The following is a 20,065-nucleotide window of genomic DNA, read 5'->3' as shown; positions in this document are numbered from 1 at the left end:
GTGAAGCGGGGCCCTCACTGAGGATTTGAAGCATTGCAGTCTTGGCTGTTAGTGGGATATGTCGATGACGCTGGCCTTCAACCAAACCAAGGTTGTGCAGCAAGACCCTGTCCCGCAGCGTTTTTTCGGTCACGACCGCGAAAAGCCCTCCTGCGGATTCGATCAGTGACGCGATCGCTTGGAAACGGCGTTGGTTCTCAGGGGTGTTGGCTTCCGCCTGATACTTGACCTCGACAACTGCGCGTTGACCGTCGCGTAGGTGCAACAAAAAATCTGGTGTATAGCTATGGGCCTCACCATCGAGCTCGTAGTCCAGAATGAATGGCTCCGGGATGATGAGCATGACCTCGGGCGCTAAGTTGTAAAGCCGGATTGCGTCGTGGGCTAGCCCGGATTCATAGGGTATGCAACCGTCAATCCCTTTGTTTGACGGGCGTATGCCGCGATAGGAACCATGTCCGTGTTTGTGGAATGCATCACGGACAGGGTGAGTGGAATTAAGCAGTGTGCAAACTACGGCAACTAAAACTTCATAGTTTTGACTGGTCATGTCGATCTCCTAAGATTTTTAGGGCGCACGTTTCCATCTCGAGGCTCGAGACAGGGAAAAAAGACGTGCGGGGAGCTTGACCAGTGAGGGACGTTCAACGATACTGAAACCAGCGACGGTTTATATATAAGTATCGTGTGGGTCACACTACACTGGCTAAGAGGGGCACTTCTTTTTGAGGGGTGTCCTTTTTGCTATCTAGACGCAAGTTCTCCTTTCATGTTTTTTCTGCATGTCCTCTAAATTCTAGCTGCCGATTGAGCCAGCTGGGAGCATTTTTTTATCTGAAAGCCGAAGAAGGAAATTTTTTTCGTAGAAACTATACTCTACGAAAAATTATGCAATTTGAGTTTCAGTAAATGAGTACCCGAAATGATCCCGAGCACAAGCTTTGCCCGGTTTTGTCATGGGTACTTCTCTGAGTTTTGGGATTCTTATCCGAAGGTGATTCCGGATTTTCGAAGGGATAACAGGGAATTTTCAATGAGTTACTGAGGTGTAAATTGGAGATTGGATATCGGGTAGATTGGCAGGCTTTGCTTTTTATTCTGCTGTTGAGTTGAAATGAAAAACACAGAACAGATGAAATCTATTCTGTGTTGTATTTTTGATACGGCATGTCATTGAATTTGCCGTTTGGGTTTTGGTGGGATGCTTTTTTTATCGAGTCGAAGCGAGTTGCAATTTATTTGCCTTGAGTTGTCAATAACTTTGCCTCCCTACACAACATGTAGGGAAGCAAAGTTAGTGAAAAAAGCCTTCCTTGTCTGGTAAGGCTTTTTTCACTTGCATGAACACTTGTGGCAGAGGTTCGTGTGCAGAGTTAGTGAAAAAATCCTACTTTTCCACGAAGATCCTGCAAAATACGTAATACATTCGCCACGAGCGAATCCATGTGTTGTTAGCCCCAGGCGATGGCGCCCGGTTCGGGGCAAGTCCACGAAGCTTGTAGTCTAGCTCGGATGTCCGCCAGCGACTGCGTGATCAGCAACTCCCCATCGCGGAATACCGTTTGCAGCGCGCCACTATCAAACTGCTCCAAGGTTTGCTGTTCATAGAGGACATACTGGTTTCCTTCTTGCTCTACCCGCAGCAGGCCCTTGGCCGACTTCTTGGTGCCATCGTCGGTGGCCGGGTCTTTGTAAATGTCCACGCACTCGCCGTCTACTTCGGCATAGATGGCCTTCATCGCGTAGCCGAAGGTATCTCGGGACAGCATGTTGTAGGTGAAAGAGCCGATGCCGAAGACGATGTTGCAAGAGGCGAAGCCTTTTTCCGCCAGGCGCAGCATGATGTCGCGGCCGCGCTGCAGGGTAATGGAGTCGCCGTAGATCAGTCCAACATGCGAATCCAGCACCTTGTAGCCGTTCTCGGTGACCGTGCCGCCGTAAATGTCCCACAAGCATTCCACCGCGCCTTTTCGTTCGGCATCGGTAATGTGTTGTCCGGTGGCGATGACCTCATACCCGCCAGCTTCGGCATCTGCCCGGACTTCATCGTCGGCATAACCGGTCAAGATGCGTACCGGGTCGCCGGAGTCGGGTCGGAACACCACTTTGCACATACCTAGCGCGTTGGCTTGGCGAGCCAGAATGTCGGATTTCAGTTCCTTCGCGATGACGGTGATGACATTCCAGAAATCGAAGGTGTCGCTAACTAAGGAGACCATGCCGGCAGGATAGTCCTGGGTCACGAACTCGCGAATCACCTCGCGTTCCGCTAGGCGGCGAATGGCCTTGGCGTCCAGGTGGGCATGGGCCGGATCGCGAGCCAGCCGCTGCTGGGTCAGCAGGATGCGCAGTGCCATCACGCTGTGTTCCGATGCGGGGATGGAGCCGCCAACCAGCTCTTGATCGGCATTGGCGCCGTAGAAGTCTTCCAGATAGTCGATGGCCGGAATGGTGTCTGTTCCGGTGAAGGACAGCAGGTGGCCGGCGCCGCTGCGCATGGCGTCGTGCACGCCGCTCATGCCGCGCATGGAAAAGTCGTGCCCTTGCCAGCCGACAAATTCCTGCGGCGCGCCGGTCAGTTTGGCGAAATAGCTCAATAGTTTGCGAAATTCGAAAGCGATGGTGGCGACAGTGGAGGGCTTCCACGATTCGCAGCTGAATAAGGTTTCGAAATACGTGGCTACCCAGGGAAAGCCGGGGTGAGTGTTGATGAAGACAATCGGAGGCACTTTGATGTCTACGCGAACACCCTCCGGCAGAGAGCGGATTTCTAGAGGCAGATAGCCCAAGTCATGCAAGGCTTCCAGCCGGTTGACGGGCACCGCCTCAGGGCCTAGGGCCGTATCCATGCGGCGCTGAAACTTTCGCACGGCGGCAGTTTTGGGTTTGGCGAAAAACTCCTTCTGAAACAGCTCTTGCAGGTATTCCTTGATAAAACCCTGCAGGCCGAACCACACCACTTTGTTGTCGAACAGTTCCGGCAGCACCTGCGCGTACTTGGCGGAGCGCGGCGTGAAATTGGCCACTAGCTTGGTGGTTTCTTGCGGGTACATGGCGGGGTGGCCGGTTTTGTAGAAGTCGGCAAGATTGAATGGAACCAGGGCGTTTTTTTCAGCGATAGGGGTGTTTGTGTTCATCTCAGTTTCCAATATCAGGTTTCAAACCAGCTGGCAGCGGTCGTCTTGGGTCCAGTTGTTGCGCGTGAAGACGCCGTGGTAGCAGGACAGCAGAGGCTCCAGGCCCTTGCTGAAAATGCCGTGCGTCACAAAGAGATAAAGCGGATGGTCTTGGCTCTGCGTTTGCTGTTGCGTGGCCAGGGCCGCGGCCAACTCGGTGAAGGTGCGGCCGCCATCGCAAATATCGTCGACCACCAGCAGGGGGAGATCAGGAAGCGGGGAGGCGATTTGGGTGCCGGTGATGGCTCCGGTGTGGGTATCGCGGATTTTGTCGGCGAAGACCACGTCCAGCGCCAATGATTTGGCCAGCTTCAGTACGCGCTTGCGCGCGCCGGCATCAGGCGCCACCAGGGCGACAGGGCCGGTTTGCCGGATGACTTCACGCAGCGCGGGCAGAGGATCTTCGATTTCGACGCGGTCCAGCAGCGCCGACACCACATCGCTGTGCGGGTCTTGAATCACTACGCGCTGGTATTGCTGGCTATTGATCAGCTGACAAAACACTTTGGCGCTGAGCGCTTCGCCCGGATTGGCCACCCGGTCCTGGCGCGCATAGGGCACATAGGGCAGACGCAGGGTGATCGGCGTGCCGGGATAAGCGTGGCGCAGCGCGTCGGTTACCAGCAGCAAGGTCATGATGGTTGCCGAATCCGGAAGGTGGGCATCAATCAGCAAGGCTTCGCCGGGGACATCGGTTTCGACCGTGACGTGTACTTCGCCTCCGGGAAAGACCAGGCTTTGCAGCGATACCGGCAGCCTGTGACTGCCGTTTGCAATCTTGAATATTTTCACTTCACGCTCCACTTAGTTGTTTTTATCGACTAACTTGATTGCAGTGTACGCCTTCTTAGTTGAAATTAGCAACTATGTGTGAAAGAATTTTGGCATTGCCGCAACAAACAGGGACATATGCCGCCATGGCTCCATATCAGAAACCCGATGTCAGCGTGGATATCGTGCTGCTTACCCTGTTCGACAACAAACTGCAGGTCGCCTTGCACCGTCGGAATAGCGCGCCATTTCAGGATCGTCTGGCGCTGCCGGGAGGGTATATCCATGTGGATGAGGACCTCACTCTTGAAGAGGCGGCTATTCGCACGCTGCGGCAGAAAACCGGGCTCAGTCCCCGTTATCTGGAACAGCTGCGCACCTTTGCGGGGCGGGACCGCGATCCTCGCGGCTGGTCCGTCGCCATTTCCTATGTGGCGCTGATGCCGGTAGAGGAGCTGCAATCGGCAGCAGAAGGGGTGTTCCACTTCTATGAGGTGGACCAGCTCCCCGACTTGGCATTCGACCACGCGCAGCAGGTGGCTGAGGCGGTGCAGAGGGTGCGCAACAAGGCCAGCTATTCGACACTGCCGTGCTGGCTGCTGCCAGAGACATTTACGTTGACTCAACTGCAGCGCGTATATGAACAGATCTTCGGCGAAACCGTATCACGCGGCACCTTCCGTTCCCGGCTGGGGATCAAGGTTGGCGAGGTGCCGGCCGGTGAAGCTGCCGATGACGCAAACATACTGGTGGCTACGGAGGATTTCTTGGGCGGGAGCCAACGGCCGGCTCGCTTGTTCAGGGTGAATCAGCTGAGCCTGTTCCGGCGGGCTTGGTGGTAGTCCGGAAGGGCTTACCGAGTCGCACTTCCTGGATTTTCTGCGGCGGACGGGGTGTCTACGGTGGTGGGGGCGATTCATACAGTACGACGCAGTCTTTGGCAGACCACTGGGAAAAGACTCGATGAATGTGCCCGTAAGCCTGAAAAATTTGTTGTCTATCCTTGTTCGGAAGTACGTTGTACCCACTCATCTTCGTTAACCAGTCACGTTCGCCCCAGTTGCACCAGACAAGAACCTGTCTGGTTTCCTTGAGGTAGTGGCGAAGCAAGTCGGCTCGGATGTAGAGCAGCTTGTGCTTATCTCCGGACAAGCCTTCGCCCGCCTGTCTATAGATCGTTGCCGGACGGCCGCTTGGATCGAAGAAGTCGATTTCGCGTTTGCAGCAGGAGAGACCAAGGCGTTGGATCAGGCTTGGAGCGGGAATGTCAAAACCTGAGAAGGTGTTTTGCTCCGAGTGGTAGGATTCCCACCCAAAATGGATAGATGGCAGCTCGGCCCTAATACCGGGAATATGGCGGGTGGCTGGAATGACGAATTCATGGGCAGATGCTTCTTGGTTACCTATTGCCTCGCCTAACATTGAAGCAATCTCGACTACCAGAGACTGTTTTTCACCTGTACTGTAGTCACGCACGTACTCATCGAATGCCTCCGTCGTCTGGCGGCGGTATTTACCATTGTGTTTGAGAAGATGTCGGGCGAAGTTATGGCGATGGCCCGGTTCTCCTGCGAACAGATAGTGCTCATCGGCTCCCTCTGGGATCTTATTATTTCCCGGATAGTCAATCGACAGGAATTTCGACCGGAGCGTGTCCACATCCTTCTTGGCTACAAACATCCCTCGTAGGAAGGCGAAAAGCTTGCGATCATGTTCTCTGTCTGTCCCTTGGACAAATCCTTCAACAAGTACCCATTCACCTTGGTGCCCGTTGATCTCGGGAACCACCAGTAGCGAGTGCCAGTTCGGAGTGAATCCGCCGGCGACCCAATCTTTCGTGCTCGCTGCAGGCGGGCCGAATAGATCAGGCAAGGGCGGTGTCCAATCAGGGGGCAATTTGGGAAAAGTGGGATCTACACCGCAGTCGGCCGTCCGGTTACCCTGACGCCAATCCGGTAGTCTCCGGTTCGCATCGCGCTCTCCCCACATCTCGAAGTACGCGATCCAGGAGTACTTTTTCCCATAACGATCAACCTTGTGTTCGTCACGAGCATTCCGGGAGCTCTGGCCAATCTCGGATTCGATGTGCTTGAACCGGTCACTCCTGTAACCCAGATCGAAAATACGCCGCTCAATCTTCGCCCGAGTCCTTACATAGTCTGGTTTGTTTCCATCGTAGTTCGCTCTGTTTGGTATTAGGCCACCGATGGTGTAGTTACCGAAATCCATCTGGATGGAACCCTCAATGGCATTTGTGACCGAGTCATCAGGCGTTCCGTCGCTGGTAAATGGCGACGGGGTATTCGAGAATGGTCGACTGAGGTGGCCGACTGCCGTCTTCGGCAGTTTTACACACCCCGCTCGCTGGGCAACCTCAATGATGCCCAGCGCGTAGTCTCGCATGAGTGTGTGGTGCGTCGCGTGGCGAGCACGAGGTGCGAACATTTTCCGGTAAACCTTCTGAGCCAGATCTCCAAGTAGCGGCTGGAACGAAGCTGCATTTTCCGAATCGACCAGCGACAGTGCTGTGCCATAGGTGGCTGCAAGAACCCGCTCCGGTAGATATGGGTCGTTGAAGTCTAGGCATGTCACAACGTGAGAGAACAGCACGTCAGGGTGTTGCTCTCCAATCAGTACGAGAGCTTTGGTCGCGAGGTCTCGATCACTGCGAACGACGGTGGTCAGGACCAGGGAGAACAACACCACAAGTTCGGCTGCCGCATCGCGAGTCATGTTCACGGCGTCTAGTTTTTCTGCCCATGTCAGCAGCCGATGGATAGTGGGCGATGCGTATCTTCTTCGCAGATATTCGGACCAGTACAGGTCTCGGTCGACCATCGAGTAACTGGACAAATACTTGTATAGCCGTTGAGCATGGTAGGGATGGCTGGGTTTAGTCGCGACAGCCGCCAGCGCATCCACGACCCGCTCCCAAGACTCGGAGCCTGCGTCCAAGTACTTGTTGATGACTGTCCGCGTGCCTTCTGTGAACGAGGTCGGATTTCTCCAGAACAAGCCCTCAATGAATGGCTCGAAGTACGCATTCAGGTCTTGGGCACCCGGTGGCAACGCAAAGAAGAGTTCTCGGTGTCCGGGAGGCAGCTTATTTCCTACGCGCTCCGGAAACTCGGTAATCAAAGCTTGAGCCCAACCGGGCTCCGCATAATGGCCGAAGTCCCGATTGGTTAGCTGGAAGATGCTTCCGAGCGGAGAAGAGTCAGCAAAGCTTCTCTTGATTGCCGCTGACGACGACACATCTAGGTATGCCCTCAGCAGGTGCCTAGCTATCAAGTGATCGCTGAACCGCTGGTAGGGTAAGCGGTACACCACTCGGGATCTGTGCTGTCCAGATTGCGTTGAGTACCAGATGACATCCTCTTCAATGAGCCCACTCGTGCGCATCGTTTCTAGAAGCTTGTGTCGTTGAGCAGGTCGCAGTGTCGGGTAGCTCGCGGCAACAATTCGGTCTGCTTCTGACGGGAAAACATAGCTGCGGAGGTTCGCTGCCATGCAAGGAGCAAAACCAGAAATTCGCTTGTCAGAGAACTGGTCGTCACCCTTCAGCAATATCCAGCACCCCTTGCCCCGTAGCCCGAACTGGTCTTCGATAGGCTGCCCAACACGATTGACGAATGACTCCAAGACGAACGTCATGCCGCGCTGCCCAGAGGCGATACCTGCGAAGCCCTTTGCCAGTTTCTTGCCTGACAGGTTCTGCAACGATTGGCATATGAGTTTCAGTGTGAGAGGGCGCGAGAACTCACGATCCAACAGCGGAACTTCCGGCAGTGGCAACTTGTAGTATTCAAAGAATGCAGCCTGTGCATCGAATTCTTGGTCGTCGAAACCGTAGTGTTGAAGGCGATGAAATTCCCCCAAGTCTGACTTGCCGATGGCTATGGTCTCGAATGGAGTCCGGCATGTCACGACCAATCCTATGTTGGGATACTCTGCGACGAGCGAGAGCAAGGTAGCAATCGCCTGTCGCCACTCGCGTCGACGTCCTTCATTTACGCCATCGACGATGAAAACAGTTCGTCCCTGTACCCCTTGGCCGACATCTTCCAGTTCAGCGAACATGTTCTCGACCGAAATCTCGGTTCCGAGGCGTGCACAAATATCTGAAAGCACGTTGCCCTCGAAGTTCTTTGCTAGGACTAAGACTGTGGGGGCTTCACGGCGAAGGCGTTCACTGGTGACATCGCATAGCAGATGCGTCTTTCCTGTTCCCCACTCACCACTAATCAGAAGGATCGGATCGAAGAGCAACTTGAATGAAGGGCTGGCCGCGTACTCAGCCTCATCGCGGACAATGCGTACACAACGGTTAAGCGCATTTATATTTCCACGCACGGAACTACGTACAGAAGAGTAGCTCCCGTCGTTGGAGCCAAGCTTGGCTTCCTCTGCTTGCCAATAGGCGACATCATCGATCAAGCAGGCATCGACTTGTGACAGCCTAACTATCCATTCATCGGCGGCAGCGGCATCGCGCAAACGTAGGCGGTTCATCATTACCGGCAATGATGCACTTGCGGCGACAACCAGCTGCTCGATTTCCGCTGGTCGTTGGCTATGTTGCTTGGCATTCTGCCAAGCTTCAGTGAATTCGTTGAGGACCGACAGGAAGCGTGCTCGTGCTTCATCACCACATGCGACGTTGTCGATGGCAATGGACAAGTCCGCAATCCGAAGATTTGGCGCACTAGGGTCAATGCCGGGTGTATACCTTTGTCCTGCCTGATGTATTTGATCGCGGCAAAGGTTAGTCAGCATGACTAAAAGTGATTTCGGATCAAAGGGCATGGGTCGCAATTTAGGAACTGGAATGTATTATTAAGGTTGGATGAGCTTTATGCAGTAGTCTTGGATTTCTCAATGATGGTAGCGTGCTTTCAAGAATTTCAACAGTGTTTTCGAATTGATGGCCTGGATTCACTAAATCGCTATATTTTGAAATTTATTTATCCTGCTGCATTAATTAATAAGGCTAGTAACGAGAGCTTGTCTCCTGCAACTTCTAGCTGGTCTCGCAATTGTTAGGGGTGAGTCTTGATAGATAATAGTCTTTTTAGGATTTTGTCATGAATGGTTATCGTCTGCCAATATGAAGCGATTTGGTGCGCCAGAAAGCAAAATATTTTCCAAGCACGAAACCCTCAAGCACGGTCTAACCAGGCGGGAGCTCGCATGCTTTACTAGATTCGGAGCAGTCAAGGTTATTGCTAGGAGTTTTCAGCACGAGCAGCATGTACAACCCTGCACACCCAGGTGAGGTGTTGCAAGAATGGTTCGAAGGCGTCAGCGTGACGGAAGCTGCCCGTAAGCTGGGAGTGACCAGAGCTGCCTTGTCGCGGATTCTGCACGGCCATGCTGGGATTAGCGCAGATATGGCGTTGCGACTTGCCGAGGTCTTGGGTACGAGTCCAGAATTGTGACTCGGCATGCAGACTGCCTGGGAGCTTTGGCAGGCCAAGCAGAAGCCGCGTCCGAATGTCGAAAAGCTCTTGTCAGCCTGACCCATCTCCAGCACGATGGCTGTACCTTGCTTGACCGCCTTAGATTTGGGCTAATCTATTCAAAAAGCTTCTTGCAGGCGGCATCTAAAGCGTCACCATCAAGTCCGCCCAGTGTAGTTCTATTTACTAATTTTCTTGTCTTTAAGTTATACACTCCAGGGTACGAGTCGCCGGTGCAGTCGGGATCGCCATTGACGGAAACATATTGTCCGTCTTTTGAGATGATTCCATTGCCAGTTAGGCTGAATACATTCTCTAGTTGTTTTTTTGCAGGCGTTTTTTTATCAAAAAAACCTTTGGCCTGTATCACGTCTTTTTTTGTTTTTATATCATATAGTTCTGCCAAGTACCCATCGGGGGGGGCTGAATAGATGTCTGCGCTGAGCACTAGTCCTTTGCTTTTGTTTATATCAAATAGAAAGCTCTTTATCGATTGGGCTTTGATTTTGTTGGTGCAGGAGGTAAGTTCATTTTTATCTATATAGTCATGCTCGGATAGTATTACATACTCGCCATCATTGCTTAATCTTGGTGGGAGTCTGGGGTCGGATCCCATTGAGGCCGTTAAGTTTGTGATGGTACATTTCTTGCCAGCTCCCGTCACCATAACAGTATTGCTCGAGGCCGCAGTGAAAGTATACCCGCTACTTATCGGTAACTGATAACTGTTGTCTGCATAGGCTATTCCGGAAGCAATAAATGCTATGCAAGCAAGGCTATTCAAGGAGTATTTTTTCAATACGTGCTGTATGTGCTTTTCTATCGGGAAGTCCAATTTCGCCTCCATTAATTGCTAAAGTGATCAGTCGCACTGCATCAGGGCCGCGTTGCCCCATAATTTTTAAAGATTTTGGCCGCTCAAATGCAAGGTAAAAACCTCCTGCATCGATGCAGTTGTAATCATCTATAGATATTCTCTGTGGGTCATCTATTGGCGCAGGACGCTTTTTCATGGCTTTGGCATCTTTGCTTTTGTAAGCGTGATCATTCCACCAGCCATCATCAAATTGACTTTTTTTCAGGTATCCGCGATACACCCAGTAGGCTGCATAGTTAGAACGACCCGTTAGCTGTTTAAATCCTCTGCCTCTGAATTTTTGTGCATCTACATCGCCACAGTTTCCATTAAGCCAACTGTAGGATCCTGTAATTCTAATCCCCTTGCTATTATATTTTTCTTTGGAATAGTATAAATCTTGTTCGCTAGGGGTAGTACCATACCAGTGACCAAGAACTTTCTCTGAAACTAGAGATTTAGGTTCTATTCCTAGGCCCTTTTTGTTAACGTAGTCCTGTTTTTGACTTTGCTCAACCATCTTGGTCAATAGTCCAGATTCTACTGCACCCTGCCCATAAAAATGGCTAAGTTTAACAGGTGTGTTGTATAGGTATTTTCTGGCAACCTTATTGAGGTGAAGTCTGTATTGCTCGCGCAATTGCTCAGGAGTTTGACCAGACATCTTTGGAATCAACTTGTCTGGATATACTTTGGCGAGCTCAGCCTTGCTTAGCCAGCCATTTTTCCTGAATTGCAAGATAAACATCCTTGGGCAAAGATGCCAATGGCTGCTATCTATACCTATAGACGCCTCATCCCAGAAGCAAAGGGCTTCAACGTACGCTTTGAACTCAGCATACTTTTCGTCCGTCATGGGCTCATCAAGGATGTCACTTTTCTGCTTCAGCCAGCCATAACGCGTGTCCAGTTGCGCTTTTTCCCATTCTGTTGGGAACTTGCATATGGTACGAGAGAGTTTGGATTGAATTTTTTCATCGGCAATAGCAGAAGCAAGAGCGTCCTTATTTAGTTTCTTCCCTGTATTTCCTACAATCCAGTTCTCTAGCGTTGGGGAGTTGCACTGGCTATCCGGTGTAGGGTCATCATTAATTAGTGCCCAACCTATCCAGTGAGGAAAATCAGCATCGCTAAATTTTTTTACCCCAATCGCATTTAGATTGACCCATCCTTGTCCGCCTGGGTAATTTACCTTGTGCCAATGAGGCACTGTACCTGGAGCAATGGGGGTCTCATGCTCTGTATTGATCACCCTGCCAAAACGTAGCAGTTCATAGGTTGCGCTAGGAGCAATATGAAAAGCATCTGCCAGCTTGTTTGCCTTAGCATAGAGATTATATTCGTACTCGCTGTCTTTTTCCGGTAGCTCTTGGCCGATCTCTATGTATAAACCCTCTTGTTGTGGGTCTTCTTGCCGTGTTGCCAAGAGGCATTTTCCATTTTCAAAACGCATCGTCACAAACAGAGGGACAGTGGAGGTATGAACGGCAGCGCCACTTCCTGCGGGGGCTTGTGGCGATGCAATAGAAGCAAAAAACGGTGTGCCTGGCGGCAGATAGAAATGCATATCGCCGTAGACGATCTTGTCCCGCCCATCCTTGCTGATATCCAGCTTGCCTGAACTTCTGCCGACGATTTTTTTCAGATTGGCATCGTCGCAAATAATTTCGAGATGGATGGCATTGTTCCCGTTACAGGTTCCGACGCTGCCTAAACTATCCTTGCGATTGACCGGCTGCTTTTTTTTGACGAAAACCTGTTTGAGATGCATATAAATCGAGTAGTACTCGACTTGCCCGTCTGGTCCTTCGCCAATTTCTGTGCTGTGCTTGATCACCACACAGCCATTGTCAGTCTCTCCTTGATAGGCCAAAGGCTTCTTGTCCGCATCAGGAGATGGGTCTCGCTTGTAAACCACCACTCCATCCGCAATCGCGCGAACCGGCTCGCCATGCGCGCCGGTATCGGTATGCTCGATATGTTGGCCCCCATGCCAGGCCATACGGCTGGCGATAGGAAAGCCTCCGCGAGAGGTAAACGGCATCAAACCAGCCAGCCACTGTTCATCGGTGGCCGTGCCTTGGGGCGTTTTGAGAATCGGGGGACTGATGATCATGCTGATATCCGCTTATTCCGAGAACGGATGAGAATTGGGTGGAGTGTATTTGTCTTTGGGCAGCGTCGGCAGCGGGACGTTCATGCTATCCGGCCCGTTCAAGTCGTGGCTTGCCCCTTTGACGCTTACCGTGCCGGGAGCATGCACTTCGATATTGCCGTCCGCAATGCGAAAGTAAGCCCCGCCAGCCGTTACCAGAATTTCCTTTTTGGCATTGACGACGATCCTCTCCTTGCAGGATGTGATGGTCACATCCTTGTCTGCCGTGATCTCCATCGCGTCGCTTTGTGCCTGGATTTGCACCTTGCCCTTGGCGGCGATCAGCTTCATCGCCACCTTGTCTTTCACCCCGGCGACGAACAGGCTGATGCTCTTGCCGACATTGTGAATCCAGCGCCGGCCGGTGGTTTGGTTAGCGTCGCGCTGAGCGACGAGGTTGAGGTTCGTGCCGGCAGTTAACGTTTGGCTTTGCTCGGTCACGCTGGCGATACCGGCAGGGCCTGACAGAATCAGTTGTGGTTGCTGGCCTGCCTGATCCTTGGCAGTCTTGCCGTCCTTGTCCGTGTTCGATCCCGCCTCCCAAGCAGCCAGGGCATCCAGTTGGTGCTGGATATGTCCCTTGTCCTTCTTGCCGCTCTTGGCGTTATCGTCGCCAATGCCATCCGGTCCCGTTTCCATCGTATCTGCGAGTTGAGCGGTGGCAGTTTCTGCCAGCGCCTGGCTCAGCGCGACGGCCGACTGCAGCTGGCTTTGCGCATGCTCGCGCGCCAGCTGTTTGCCGCCGGCGCCGTTTTGCGCTTCGGTGGACAGCAAGAGGCCGTGGGCGGCGCGGATGGCGCCGTGCTGGTCGGTACGCAGCTCGAAGCCTTCGCCGCGTGGCTGGGCTTTGCCGTTGCTGCGCGGGTGGGTCAGGAAGCCTTGGTTCAGCTGGGTCTTGCCTGATTCGCTACTGAGCTTGGCGCGCACTTCGCCCGGGGTGTCGTCGAACAGCAGTTCGTTGTAGCCGCCGCCCTGATGTTCCTTGGACTTGATGCCGGACAGCGTCTTGTTGGCGGGCAGGCTGCCGGCGCCGCTGAAGTCCGGCGTCGGGTGGCTGCCGTTATAGAGCACGCCGGTGATCACTGGGCGGTCGATGTCGCCTTCGATGAAGTCGACCAGCACTTCCTGGCCGATGCGCGGGATGAACTGGTGGCCGAAGCCGACGCCGGCGCTGGGCATGGCCACGCGCAGCCAGCAGCTGGATTTGTCGTCGAGATTGGCGCCGAACTGGGCGTGTTCCTGCGGCCTTTGCCAGTGGAATTGCACCTTGATGCGGCCCTGGCCATCGGTGTAGATCTCGTCGGCCACCTGGTCGCTCGGCTCGGCCGGGCCGACCACGGTGGCGGTTTGCACGCCGCGCGAGGTGGGTTTGGCCTGGGCCGTGCCGGCGTAGGCCGGGGTCAACGGGATGCCGCGGCGCTGCGCTTGAATGCGGGTGGTGAACGGGGCGGCCTTGTCTTCGCCCAACGGCACGGCGTCGGTGGCGAGCCCTGCCGCCAGCAGGCCCGGCGCGGCCAGGCTCAGCTGTTTGGCCAGGTCTTGCGGCAGGTTGTTGCGGGCCTGAAGGGTTTGGCCGGTGACGACGAATTCACGGTCTTGCGCGCTGTCGGCTTCGTGCGCCGGGTGCGCGTCCAGGCGGAACCACTGGCCGGCGGTCAGGCCGCGCAGGGTGCCGCCGCCTTCAAATTGTTTGGCCTGGGCGTCGTAGGCCTGCTGGCGCAGCTGGGCGTAGCGGGCGAGCTGTTCGGCGTCGCCGGCGTAGTACAGGCCTTGCGGGTCGTAGTCCTGCAAGGTCGATTGCAGCGCCGCGCCGTCCTTGCCTTGTTCGATGCGGCTCTGGTCGCCCACTTGCTGGGTGGACACCGGCTGGTAGTCAAACGTCGCCAGCGCCACCTGGCCGGGCACGATCTGGCGGCGGCTCTGCCACTCGGTCAGACCGTCTTCTTCCTCGGTGGCGTCGCTGCGGTGGAAGCGCACGCGCTCGATCTCGGCCGGCGGCAGGCTGTAGACGTCGTCGAACACCACCAGCTTGACCTGGGGCGAATCACCGTCCACATGTTCGAAGCGCCAGGCATAACCTTCTTCGTGCAGCAGGCGCACGATGAAGTCGTAGTCGCTCTCGCGGTATTGCAGGCAGTAGCTGCGCGCATCGGCTTGGCCGACTTGCATCGCCAGCGCCTGGCCGCGGGCGAAGGCGGGGTTGGCGGCCTGATGCTCCTGCAGGATCTGCTCGATGATCTGCGGAACGGTCAGGTCCTGGAACACGCGCGAAGTGCGGCGGTGGCGCAGCAGCGCCAGCGGCGGCTCGATGGTCAGCGCGTACTTGGCGAAGCCGCCGTCGGCGCCCGTCAGCTCCGCCTGGCTGACCACGCCGCAGCGGATCGATTCGCCGCCAGACGCGTCCGCGATGCCGATGCGGGCCGGCTGGCCGAGCAGGGTCTTCAGTTCGATGGCGCCGTCGGGCGACAAACAGGTGACGGTGAAGCGGTAGGACCGGGACACCCCTTCCTCGCCGTCCAGCGCCAGCGGCAGCAGCTGTTCGGCGGCGATGCTGCCGTTGCCGAGGGACAGCGTCAGCTGGCGGCGGTCCTGGGTGAAGGCGGAGGCGAAGCTGGCAAGGAGGGTACTCAGGTCCATCAACTCTCTCACATAAAAATACCCTCGGATGAGGGCAGGTAGCACGAAGACTTAAACCTTGTATCCTATCTCTTGACCTATGCCGATAACAACAGTGAATCCTTATGTAATTCCCAAGCCTGTACTTACTGCCAGGTCGTGTTTGAGATTTTCATGTGTGAGGAAGATGCAACCTGCCACTGCTCCTACTGGTAAGGCCACCAGTCGGCTGAAGCTGTCGATGAACGGTTCAAAAACAAATGTCCGGTTCTGTGTACAGACCGGGCATTGCCGTTTTCATAGGACATGATTGCCTACAGGAGCCGGGGCAGTCCATCCACCTTAAGTTAGAGTCCACGGGGACCGGGACAGACCAACCACATAGCCGCGGGGGATATATTAGGTGGAGCTGGATAGCAGCCATGACAAAGGGGGAGGGTGCCTTTTATGCGTTATGTATTAATAGTAAGGTGGTGGGTATCCGTCAATAGATGAAGCTCATTTGATTCGCGCCAAGGCTTGGTAAAGGCTGACTGCGGTTTGCAGCCAATGACCGTTATGCAGCTAACACGATTGTTTTTAGACCGAGGAGGCTCATCCATGCCTTCTGCGTTTACTAGAAATTTGGGGCGATTCAGTCTGGGTTCAACTCGTTGACAGAAAAAGTCTTATTAATTCGAAGGAGTGTAGATGAGCGAGCAGTCCCTCAGGCACCCACAAGCACCCAGCGTCAGCCTAGCATGCATTGAGCTCAGCCGTTTCCGGCGGCTAGCCCAAGTCCGGGTTCAAATCGACAAGAAGACGACGGTTCTGGTTGGTGCCAACAACAGCGGCAAGACTTCAATTCTCATTGCTGTCCGAAATTTTCTGGCGACGACGGGACAGGTATTCGGCGGCTTCGATATCAGTCTCGAGCAGTGGCCCGCGCTGCGAGCGCTTGGCGAAGAATGGGAGAAGCTGGCGGAAGATCCCGCGTCAGCCGCGGGCGATGTAACCAAGTGGGAAGGACAGCTTTCTGCACTCCTGGCTTGCATGCCCACGCTGGACCTATGGTTCGATGTGCAGTCTGGGTCCTACAACTTGGTTGCACCCTTCATCACCTCCCTGAACTGGAGCGGGGGCGCCGTAGGCGTTCGACTGCGCCTAGAGCCCGCTACTTCGGTGGAGACGCTCCAAAAGTTGGCTTGGCGATACCGAGAGGCCCGACAGCCAGTGAAGGCTCTCCCTAAGGAGGCTAACGCGTGGCCGGCCGACCTCATCGACTACTGGCTTCGCTACCCGGCCGATCTTGGAAACGTCCTTGTCTACAAGCTAGACCCTGCCCATGGACCACTTGCGAATCCGCCAGCAAGTGGGCCGCAAGCCTTGATGCCACAGGCAACGCCCGTAGACCGCACCAAGCTCTCGAAGCTCTTGCGCGTAGATTTCGTCGCAGCGCAACGCGGCCTCGGATCGGAGGAAGCAGAGACTCGATCCACTGCGGGCGTGCACCGTGTCGGCCTATTTTCCAACCAGTTGCTGAAGTACGCGCGGCAACACCTTAACGTTGCGACGACAGGTCAAGGCCATCAACCGGAACTCGTAGCTGCCATCGCCACTGCGCAACGCGACCTCGATGCTCGCATTAAGGTCGCGCTGACGCCCGCCATTGAGGATGTGAAGAAGCTTGGGTATCCGACGCTCCACGATCCACAGGAGATTCATTTCAGAACTCGAATCCAGACTGGCGACCTGCTTGACCACAGTACAGCGGTACAATACCGCCTCGACGGCCAGCAGGTGGATGTCTACCTTCCAGAGTATTCAATCGGGCTCGGCTACCAGAACCTGCAATCGTTGAGCTACCAGTTGGTCTCGTTCCGAGACTCTAGGTTGAAGCCGGCCGAAGGCAGCCCCGCCGCCGTGCATATCGTGCTGGTGGAGGAGCCGGAGGCGCACCTTCATGTTCAAGTACAGCGCATTTTCCCTCGACGCGCGGCAGAACTCATCAGCCCAGTGGCGCGTGAGCATGCCCATTTAAGTAGCCAACTAGTCATTAGCACCCACGCGAGTCACTTGGCTCACGCTGAGAACTTTGACCGTTTGCGCTACGTCCGGCGAATTACTACGGTTGTGGGCGGGATGCCGAGCTCAGACGTCATCGACCTCGCCACTGCATTCGGTACCGACAAGGAAACGCGAACCTTCGCAGAGCGGTACTTCCGAGTTCAACACACGGATCTCTTGTTCGCGGATGCTGCAATCTTCGTCGAAGGCGCTGCGGAGAGGATGCTCGTCCCTTTGTTCATTGAGCGCGACTTCCATGACCTTGACAAGCGGTACATCTCCTTTCTCGACCTTGGCGGGCGTCACGCACATCGGCTGCGCCCGCTCGTGGAGCGGCTTGGTATCCCGACGGTGGTCATCACCGATGTGGACCCTGTAGTGGTGACAAAGAACGCCAGCGGAAAGACCGTTCGGAAGGCTGCAGCCATCGACGACCCCAAATTACTTGAGTGCGGGAACGACACGCTCAATAGTTGGCATCCCAAGCAGAAGAAACTGCACCTCTTGGCGGAACCGAAGGAAGCAGACCTCGTCTGGAGCAATGGGAGTGGAGGACGGGTGCGATTTGCGTGGCAGGTCCCCGTTCGAAAGGGCAGCCCATGGCCGAGTTCTTTTGAAGACTCGTTGATTCTGACCAACATTGACTGGTTTAAGGGCGTCGAACAAAAGAAGAACCAGCCGCTTGCCGAAGGCGAGGCCCCGCCGCCAAAGCTGGCGGGCCCGCTGCGCGTTGCCGTTGAGACCGTTGTAGCACAACCGGACCTCTCGTTACTCGCGAAGGACCTTCATACAATGCTGCGGGAGAACTTTGCCAAGGCTGAGTTTGCTGCAACCATGTTCGAGCGCATCAGCCTGGGCGACAAGGTGGCTTGCCCCGCCTACATCGCCGACGCACTGGCTTGGCTCGACAAGGAACTGGCACCTTCGACGAGGAGGGGGGCTGATGGTTTCCGTGAAACATGATCCCAATGAACGTGATGCTGGCGTCGTCGACGAAATCGTCGGCTATGTCACCAGCACGCCACCACGAAGCTTCTTCCTTTTTGCCGGCGCCGGGTCCGGTAAGACGCGCACTTTGGTGGCAGTGCTTCGCAAGATCACGGGTATCGGAACAGTGGATGCGCAGGAAGAGCCCGGGCTCACGGCGAATGACGCTGCGGTCAGATTTGCCCGAGAGTTGAGGGCCCGTGCTCAGACGATTCTAGTCATCACGTACACGAAGAACGCTGCGCTCGTGGTCACGGGCCGCCTTGGCTCGAACGATCTCACGCAGGTCACTACGATCCACTCATTCTGCTGGGACTTGATTGCGGGCTTTGACGAAGATATCCGTGAAGCACTGCTGGCCATGAACGCGAATGCGCTTCAGAAGGCAAATGATGCTGCGGCGAGGCGAAAGAAGGGTCCAACCGATAAAGACAAGGAGAAGATTGGGGAGCTAGAGGCCAAGGCCGCAGCTCTCGCAGCGACACCGCAGTTCACCTACAGTCCGGACCGGAAACGTCATGGTGACGGCGCACTGAATCATTCGCAGGTATTGGCTTTAGCTTCCTGGTTGCTTAAGCAGAAGCCTACGCTGCGTCGCATCCTTCGAGACCAGCATCCCGTGATCCTCATCGACGAGTCCCAGGACACGATGAAGAGCATCTTAGACTCACTGTTAGAGGTCGTTGCCGAAGCCCCGTCAAGGCTGATGCTGGGGCTGCTTGGCGACCACCGCCAACGGATTTACTTAGATGGACATGCGGACCTTCCGAGCCTGGTTCCGGAGGCTTGGGCAACTCCAAGACTGGAGATGAACCATAGAAGCCAACGGCGCATCGTAGACCTCATCAATGAAATTTGGGACTCTGATTTGGAGGGACGAACCCAGTCCCGGAAGGCCGTGCACCAATATCCACGAGAAGAGAAGTCCGAGGGGCTCGTCCGGATATTTATCGGCAATGCATCAGCCTCGGCCGAGGACAAGCTGCATCGAGAGGCACTCTGCGAGGCTGCGATGAAGATCCAGACGGGCTTTGCCGATTGGGAGCCAGGTAGTTTGGGGCACAAGGTGCTCGCCCTGGAGCACTCGCTGGTAGCCCGCCGCGGCGACTTCTTGGAGGCCTTTGAGGCCCTATCGCTCCTTGACCCAGACTCGGTTCATCCAGATGCAAATGGCGATATCTCCGGACCAACAGCAGTCCAGATGCTCTTACGGGAAATGATGGACCTCGCCGACTGTATCAAGGATGGCGGTGTCCCATCAGACTTCGCCGTCACAGAAGTGCTGCATCGCTACGGCCGGCTCCAGCAGCTACCCGAAGACGTTGAGTCTCGCATGAAGTTGCTCAAGGCATACCAGCAGGCTGTCGAAGACTTTGTTATGGCGTGTGTCAAGCCCGCAGTGACCGTGCGCGAGGTGCTCGCACCAGTGCTACAGGTTGGCTTGTTCGAGCCAGACAAGCGACTGGTGGCGGCGTTCAACGATATGAACCCTCCGCCACCTGCTCCAAAGCCAAGGCAACCAGAGACCCTCGAGAACAGATTTGCTCGCGGCTGGCATGGACTCTTTGAGTCGCCTTGGATTCAGCTGCGTCGGTTCAAAACCTACTTGAGCGGAAAGTCTCATCTCGCGACGCACCAGGTGGTCAAGGGATTGGAGTTCGACCATGTGATGGTCGTGATGGACGACGAGGATGCCGCGGGCAATCACTTTGCCTACGACCGCTTGTTCGGCGCCCCTCTCGGCGACTCCGATGTCAAGAACGTGGCGGAAGGAAAGGAGACGTCGATTGACCGGACGCTACGGCTCCTCTACGTGACCTGCAGCCGCGCGAGGGAGAGCCTGGCGTTGGTGCTGTGGGCAAAGGATTCGGCCCAGGCCCTGGCATACGCCCAGAAGAGCAAGTGGTTCAAGCCTGGCGAGGTGCAGGCCATCCCTGAGTAGACTCTCTAGGATGGCACTTGGTAGGCCATAGTGATTATGGGGTAGGAATGCTGGCAG

At 55.1% G+C, this 20,065-nt stretch carries 10 protein-coding genes and 1 pseudogene; 4 read left to right on the top strand and 7 right to left on the bottom strand.

Annotated elements, in window-relative coordinates:
- Positions 1-184: 184 nt before the first annotated feature.
- The 3 genes and pseudogenes from NKT35_RS24255 to prs all read right to left on the bottom strand — a co-directional run.
- Positions 185-343: pseudogene (locus NKT35_RS24255) on the bottom strand (TnsA endonuclease N-terminal domain-containing protein); the annotation flags it as partial.
- A 1,108-nt stretch (positions 344-1,451) separates the two neighbouring features.
- The gene (locus NKT35_RS23420) at positions 1,452-3,137 is read right to left on the bottom strand and encodes a nicotinate phosphoribosyltransferase (RefSeq protein ID WP_254297669.1); all 1,686 of its coding nucleotides are present in this window, start codon (positions 3,135-3,137) and stop codon (positions 1,452-1,454) included.
- A 21-nt stretch (positions 3,138-3,158) separates the two neighbouring features.
- Complete coding sequence (gene prs, locus NKT35_RS23415; RefSeq protein ID WP_254297668.1) at positions 3,159-3,968, bottom strand: ribose-phosphate diphosphokinase; 810 nt, start codon at positions 3,966-3,968, stop codon at positions 3,159-3,161.
- Between the two features lie 125 nt (positions 3,969-4,093).
- Here prs and NKT35_RS23410 point away from each other — a divergent pair, with 125 nt between their 5' ends.
- The gene (locus NKT35_RS23410) at positions 4,094-4,789 is read left to right on the top strand and encodes an NUDIX hydrolase (RefSeq protein ID WP_189338875.1); all 696 of its coding nucleotides are present in this window, start codon (positions 4,094-4,096) and stop codon (positions 4,787-4,789) included.
- A 55-nt stretch (positions 4,790-4,844) separates the two neighbouring features.
- Here NKT35_RS23410 and NKT35_RS23405 read toward each other — a convergent pair whose 3' ends face one another.
- Positions 4,845-8,627 carry an NACHT domain-containing protein gene (locus NKT35_RS23405; protein ID WP_254297667.1) on the bottom strand — a complete coding sequence of 1,261 codons (3,783 nt, stop codon included), beginning with the start codon at positions 8,625-8,627 and terminating at the stop codon, positions 4,845-4,847.
- Between the two features lie 569 nt (positions 8,628-9,196).
- Here NKT35_RS23405 and NKT35_RS23400 point away from each other — a divergent pair.
- Entirely contained in the window at positions 9,197-9,385 is a 189-nt protein-coding gene (locus tag NKT35_RS23400; protein WP_254297666.1) for a HigA family addiction module antitoxin, read from the top strand.
- 136 nt (positions 9,386-9,521) lie between these two features.
- Here the strand turns inward: NKT35_RS23400 and NKT35_RS23395 are convergent, their stop codons facing one another.
- From NKT35_RS23395 to NKT35_RS23385, 3 genes are read right to left on the bottom strand one after another with little or no spacing between them, the layout of a single operon-like run.
- The gene (locus NKT35_RS23395) at positions 9,522-10,190 is read right to left on the bottom strand and encodes a hypothetical protein (protein ID WP_189338876.1); all 669 of its coding nucleotides are present in this window, start codon (positions 10,188-10,190) and stop codon (positions 9,522-9,524) included.
- Complete coding sequence (locus tag NKT35_RS23390) at positions 10,183-12,378, bottom strand: peptidoglycan DD-metalloendopeptidase family protein (RefSeq protein ID WP_254297665.1); 2,196 nt, start codon at positions 12,376-12,378, stop codon at positions 10,183-10,185. The genes NKT35_RS23395 and NKT35_RS23390 overlap by 8 nt, the downstream gene beginning before the upstream one ends.
- Positions 12,379-12,390: 12 nt before the next feature.
- Positions 12,391-15,054 (bottom strand): type VI secretion system Vgr family protein, encoded by a 2,664-nt coding sequence (locus NKT35_RS23385; protein WP_254297664.1) that lies wholly within the window; start codon positions 15,052-15,054, stop codon positions 12,391-12,393.
- A gap of 669 nt (positions 15,055-15,723) precedes the next feature.
- On the opposite strand from NKT35_RS23385, the gene NKT35_RS23380 reads away from it, so the two are divergent.
- Positions 15,724-18,042 (top strand): AAA family ATPase, encoded by a 2,319-nt coding sequence (locus NKT35_RS23380; protein ID WP_254297663.1) that lies wholly within the window; start codon positions 15,724-15,726, stop codon positions 18,040-18,042.
- Positions 18,023-20,008 (top strand): UvrD-helicase domain-containing protein, encoded by a 1,986-nt coding sequence (locus tag NKT35_RS23375; protein WP_254297662.1) that lies wholly within the window; start codon positions 18,023-18,025, stop codon positions 20,006-20,008. Before NKT35_RS23380 ends, NKT35_RS23375 begins: the two co-directional genes overlap by 20 nt.
- Positions 20,009-20,065 lie beyond the last annotated feature (57 nt).

It is taken from the genome of Chromobacterium sp. IIBBL 290-4 (assembly GCF_024207115.1).
Taxonomy (GTDB): Bacteria; Pseudomonadota; Gammaproteobacteria; order Burkholderiales; family Chromobacteriaceae; genus Chromobacterium.
Note: the sequence above shows the minus strand (reverse complement) of the source record. Positions and strands in the feature narration are given on the sequence as shown.

What these genes read in the sequence shown, in the direction of transcription:
- NKT35_RS23420 (WP_254297669.1), bottom strand. Translation starts at nt 3,137, where the DNA reads ATGAACACAAACACCCCTATCGCTGAAAAAAACGCCCTGGTTCCATTC.
- NKT35_RS23410 (WP_189338875.1), top strand. Translation starts at nt 4,094, where the DNA reads ATGGCTCCATATCAGAAACCCGATGTCAGCGTGGATATCGTGCTGCTT.
- NKT35_RS23400 (WP_254297666.1), top strand. Translation starts at nt 9,197, where the DNA reads ATGTACAACCCTGCACACCCAGGTGAGGTGTTGCAAGAATGGTTCGAA.
- NKT35_RS23390 (WP_254297665.1), bottom strand. Translation starts at nt 12,378, where the DNA reads ATGATCATCAGTCCCCCGATTCTCAAAACGCCCCAAGGCACGGCCACC.
- NKT35_RS23385 (WP_254297664.1), bottom strand. Translation starts at nt 15,054, where the DNA reads ATGGACCTGAGTACCCTCCTTGCCAGCTTCGCCTCCGCCTTCACCCAG.
- NKT35_RS23380 (WP_254297663.1), top strand. Translation starts at nt 15,724, where the DNA reads ATGAGCGAGCAGTCCCTCAGGCACCCACAAGCACCCAGCGTCAGCCTA.
- NKT35_RS23375 (WP_254297662.1), top strand. Translation starts at nt 18,023, where the DNA reads ATGGTTTCCGTGAAACATGATCCCAATGAACGTGATGCTGGCGTCGTC.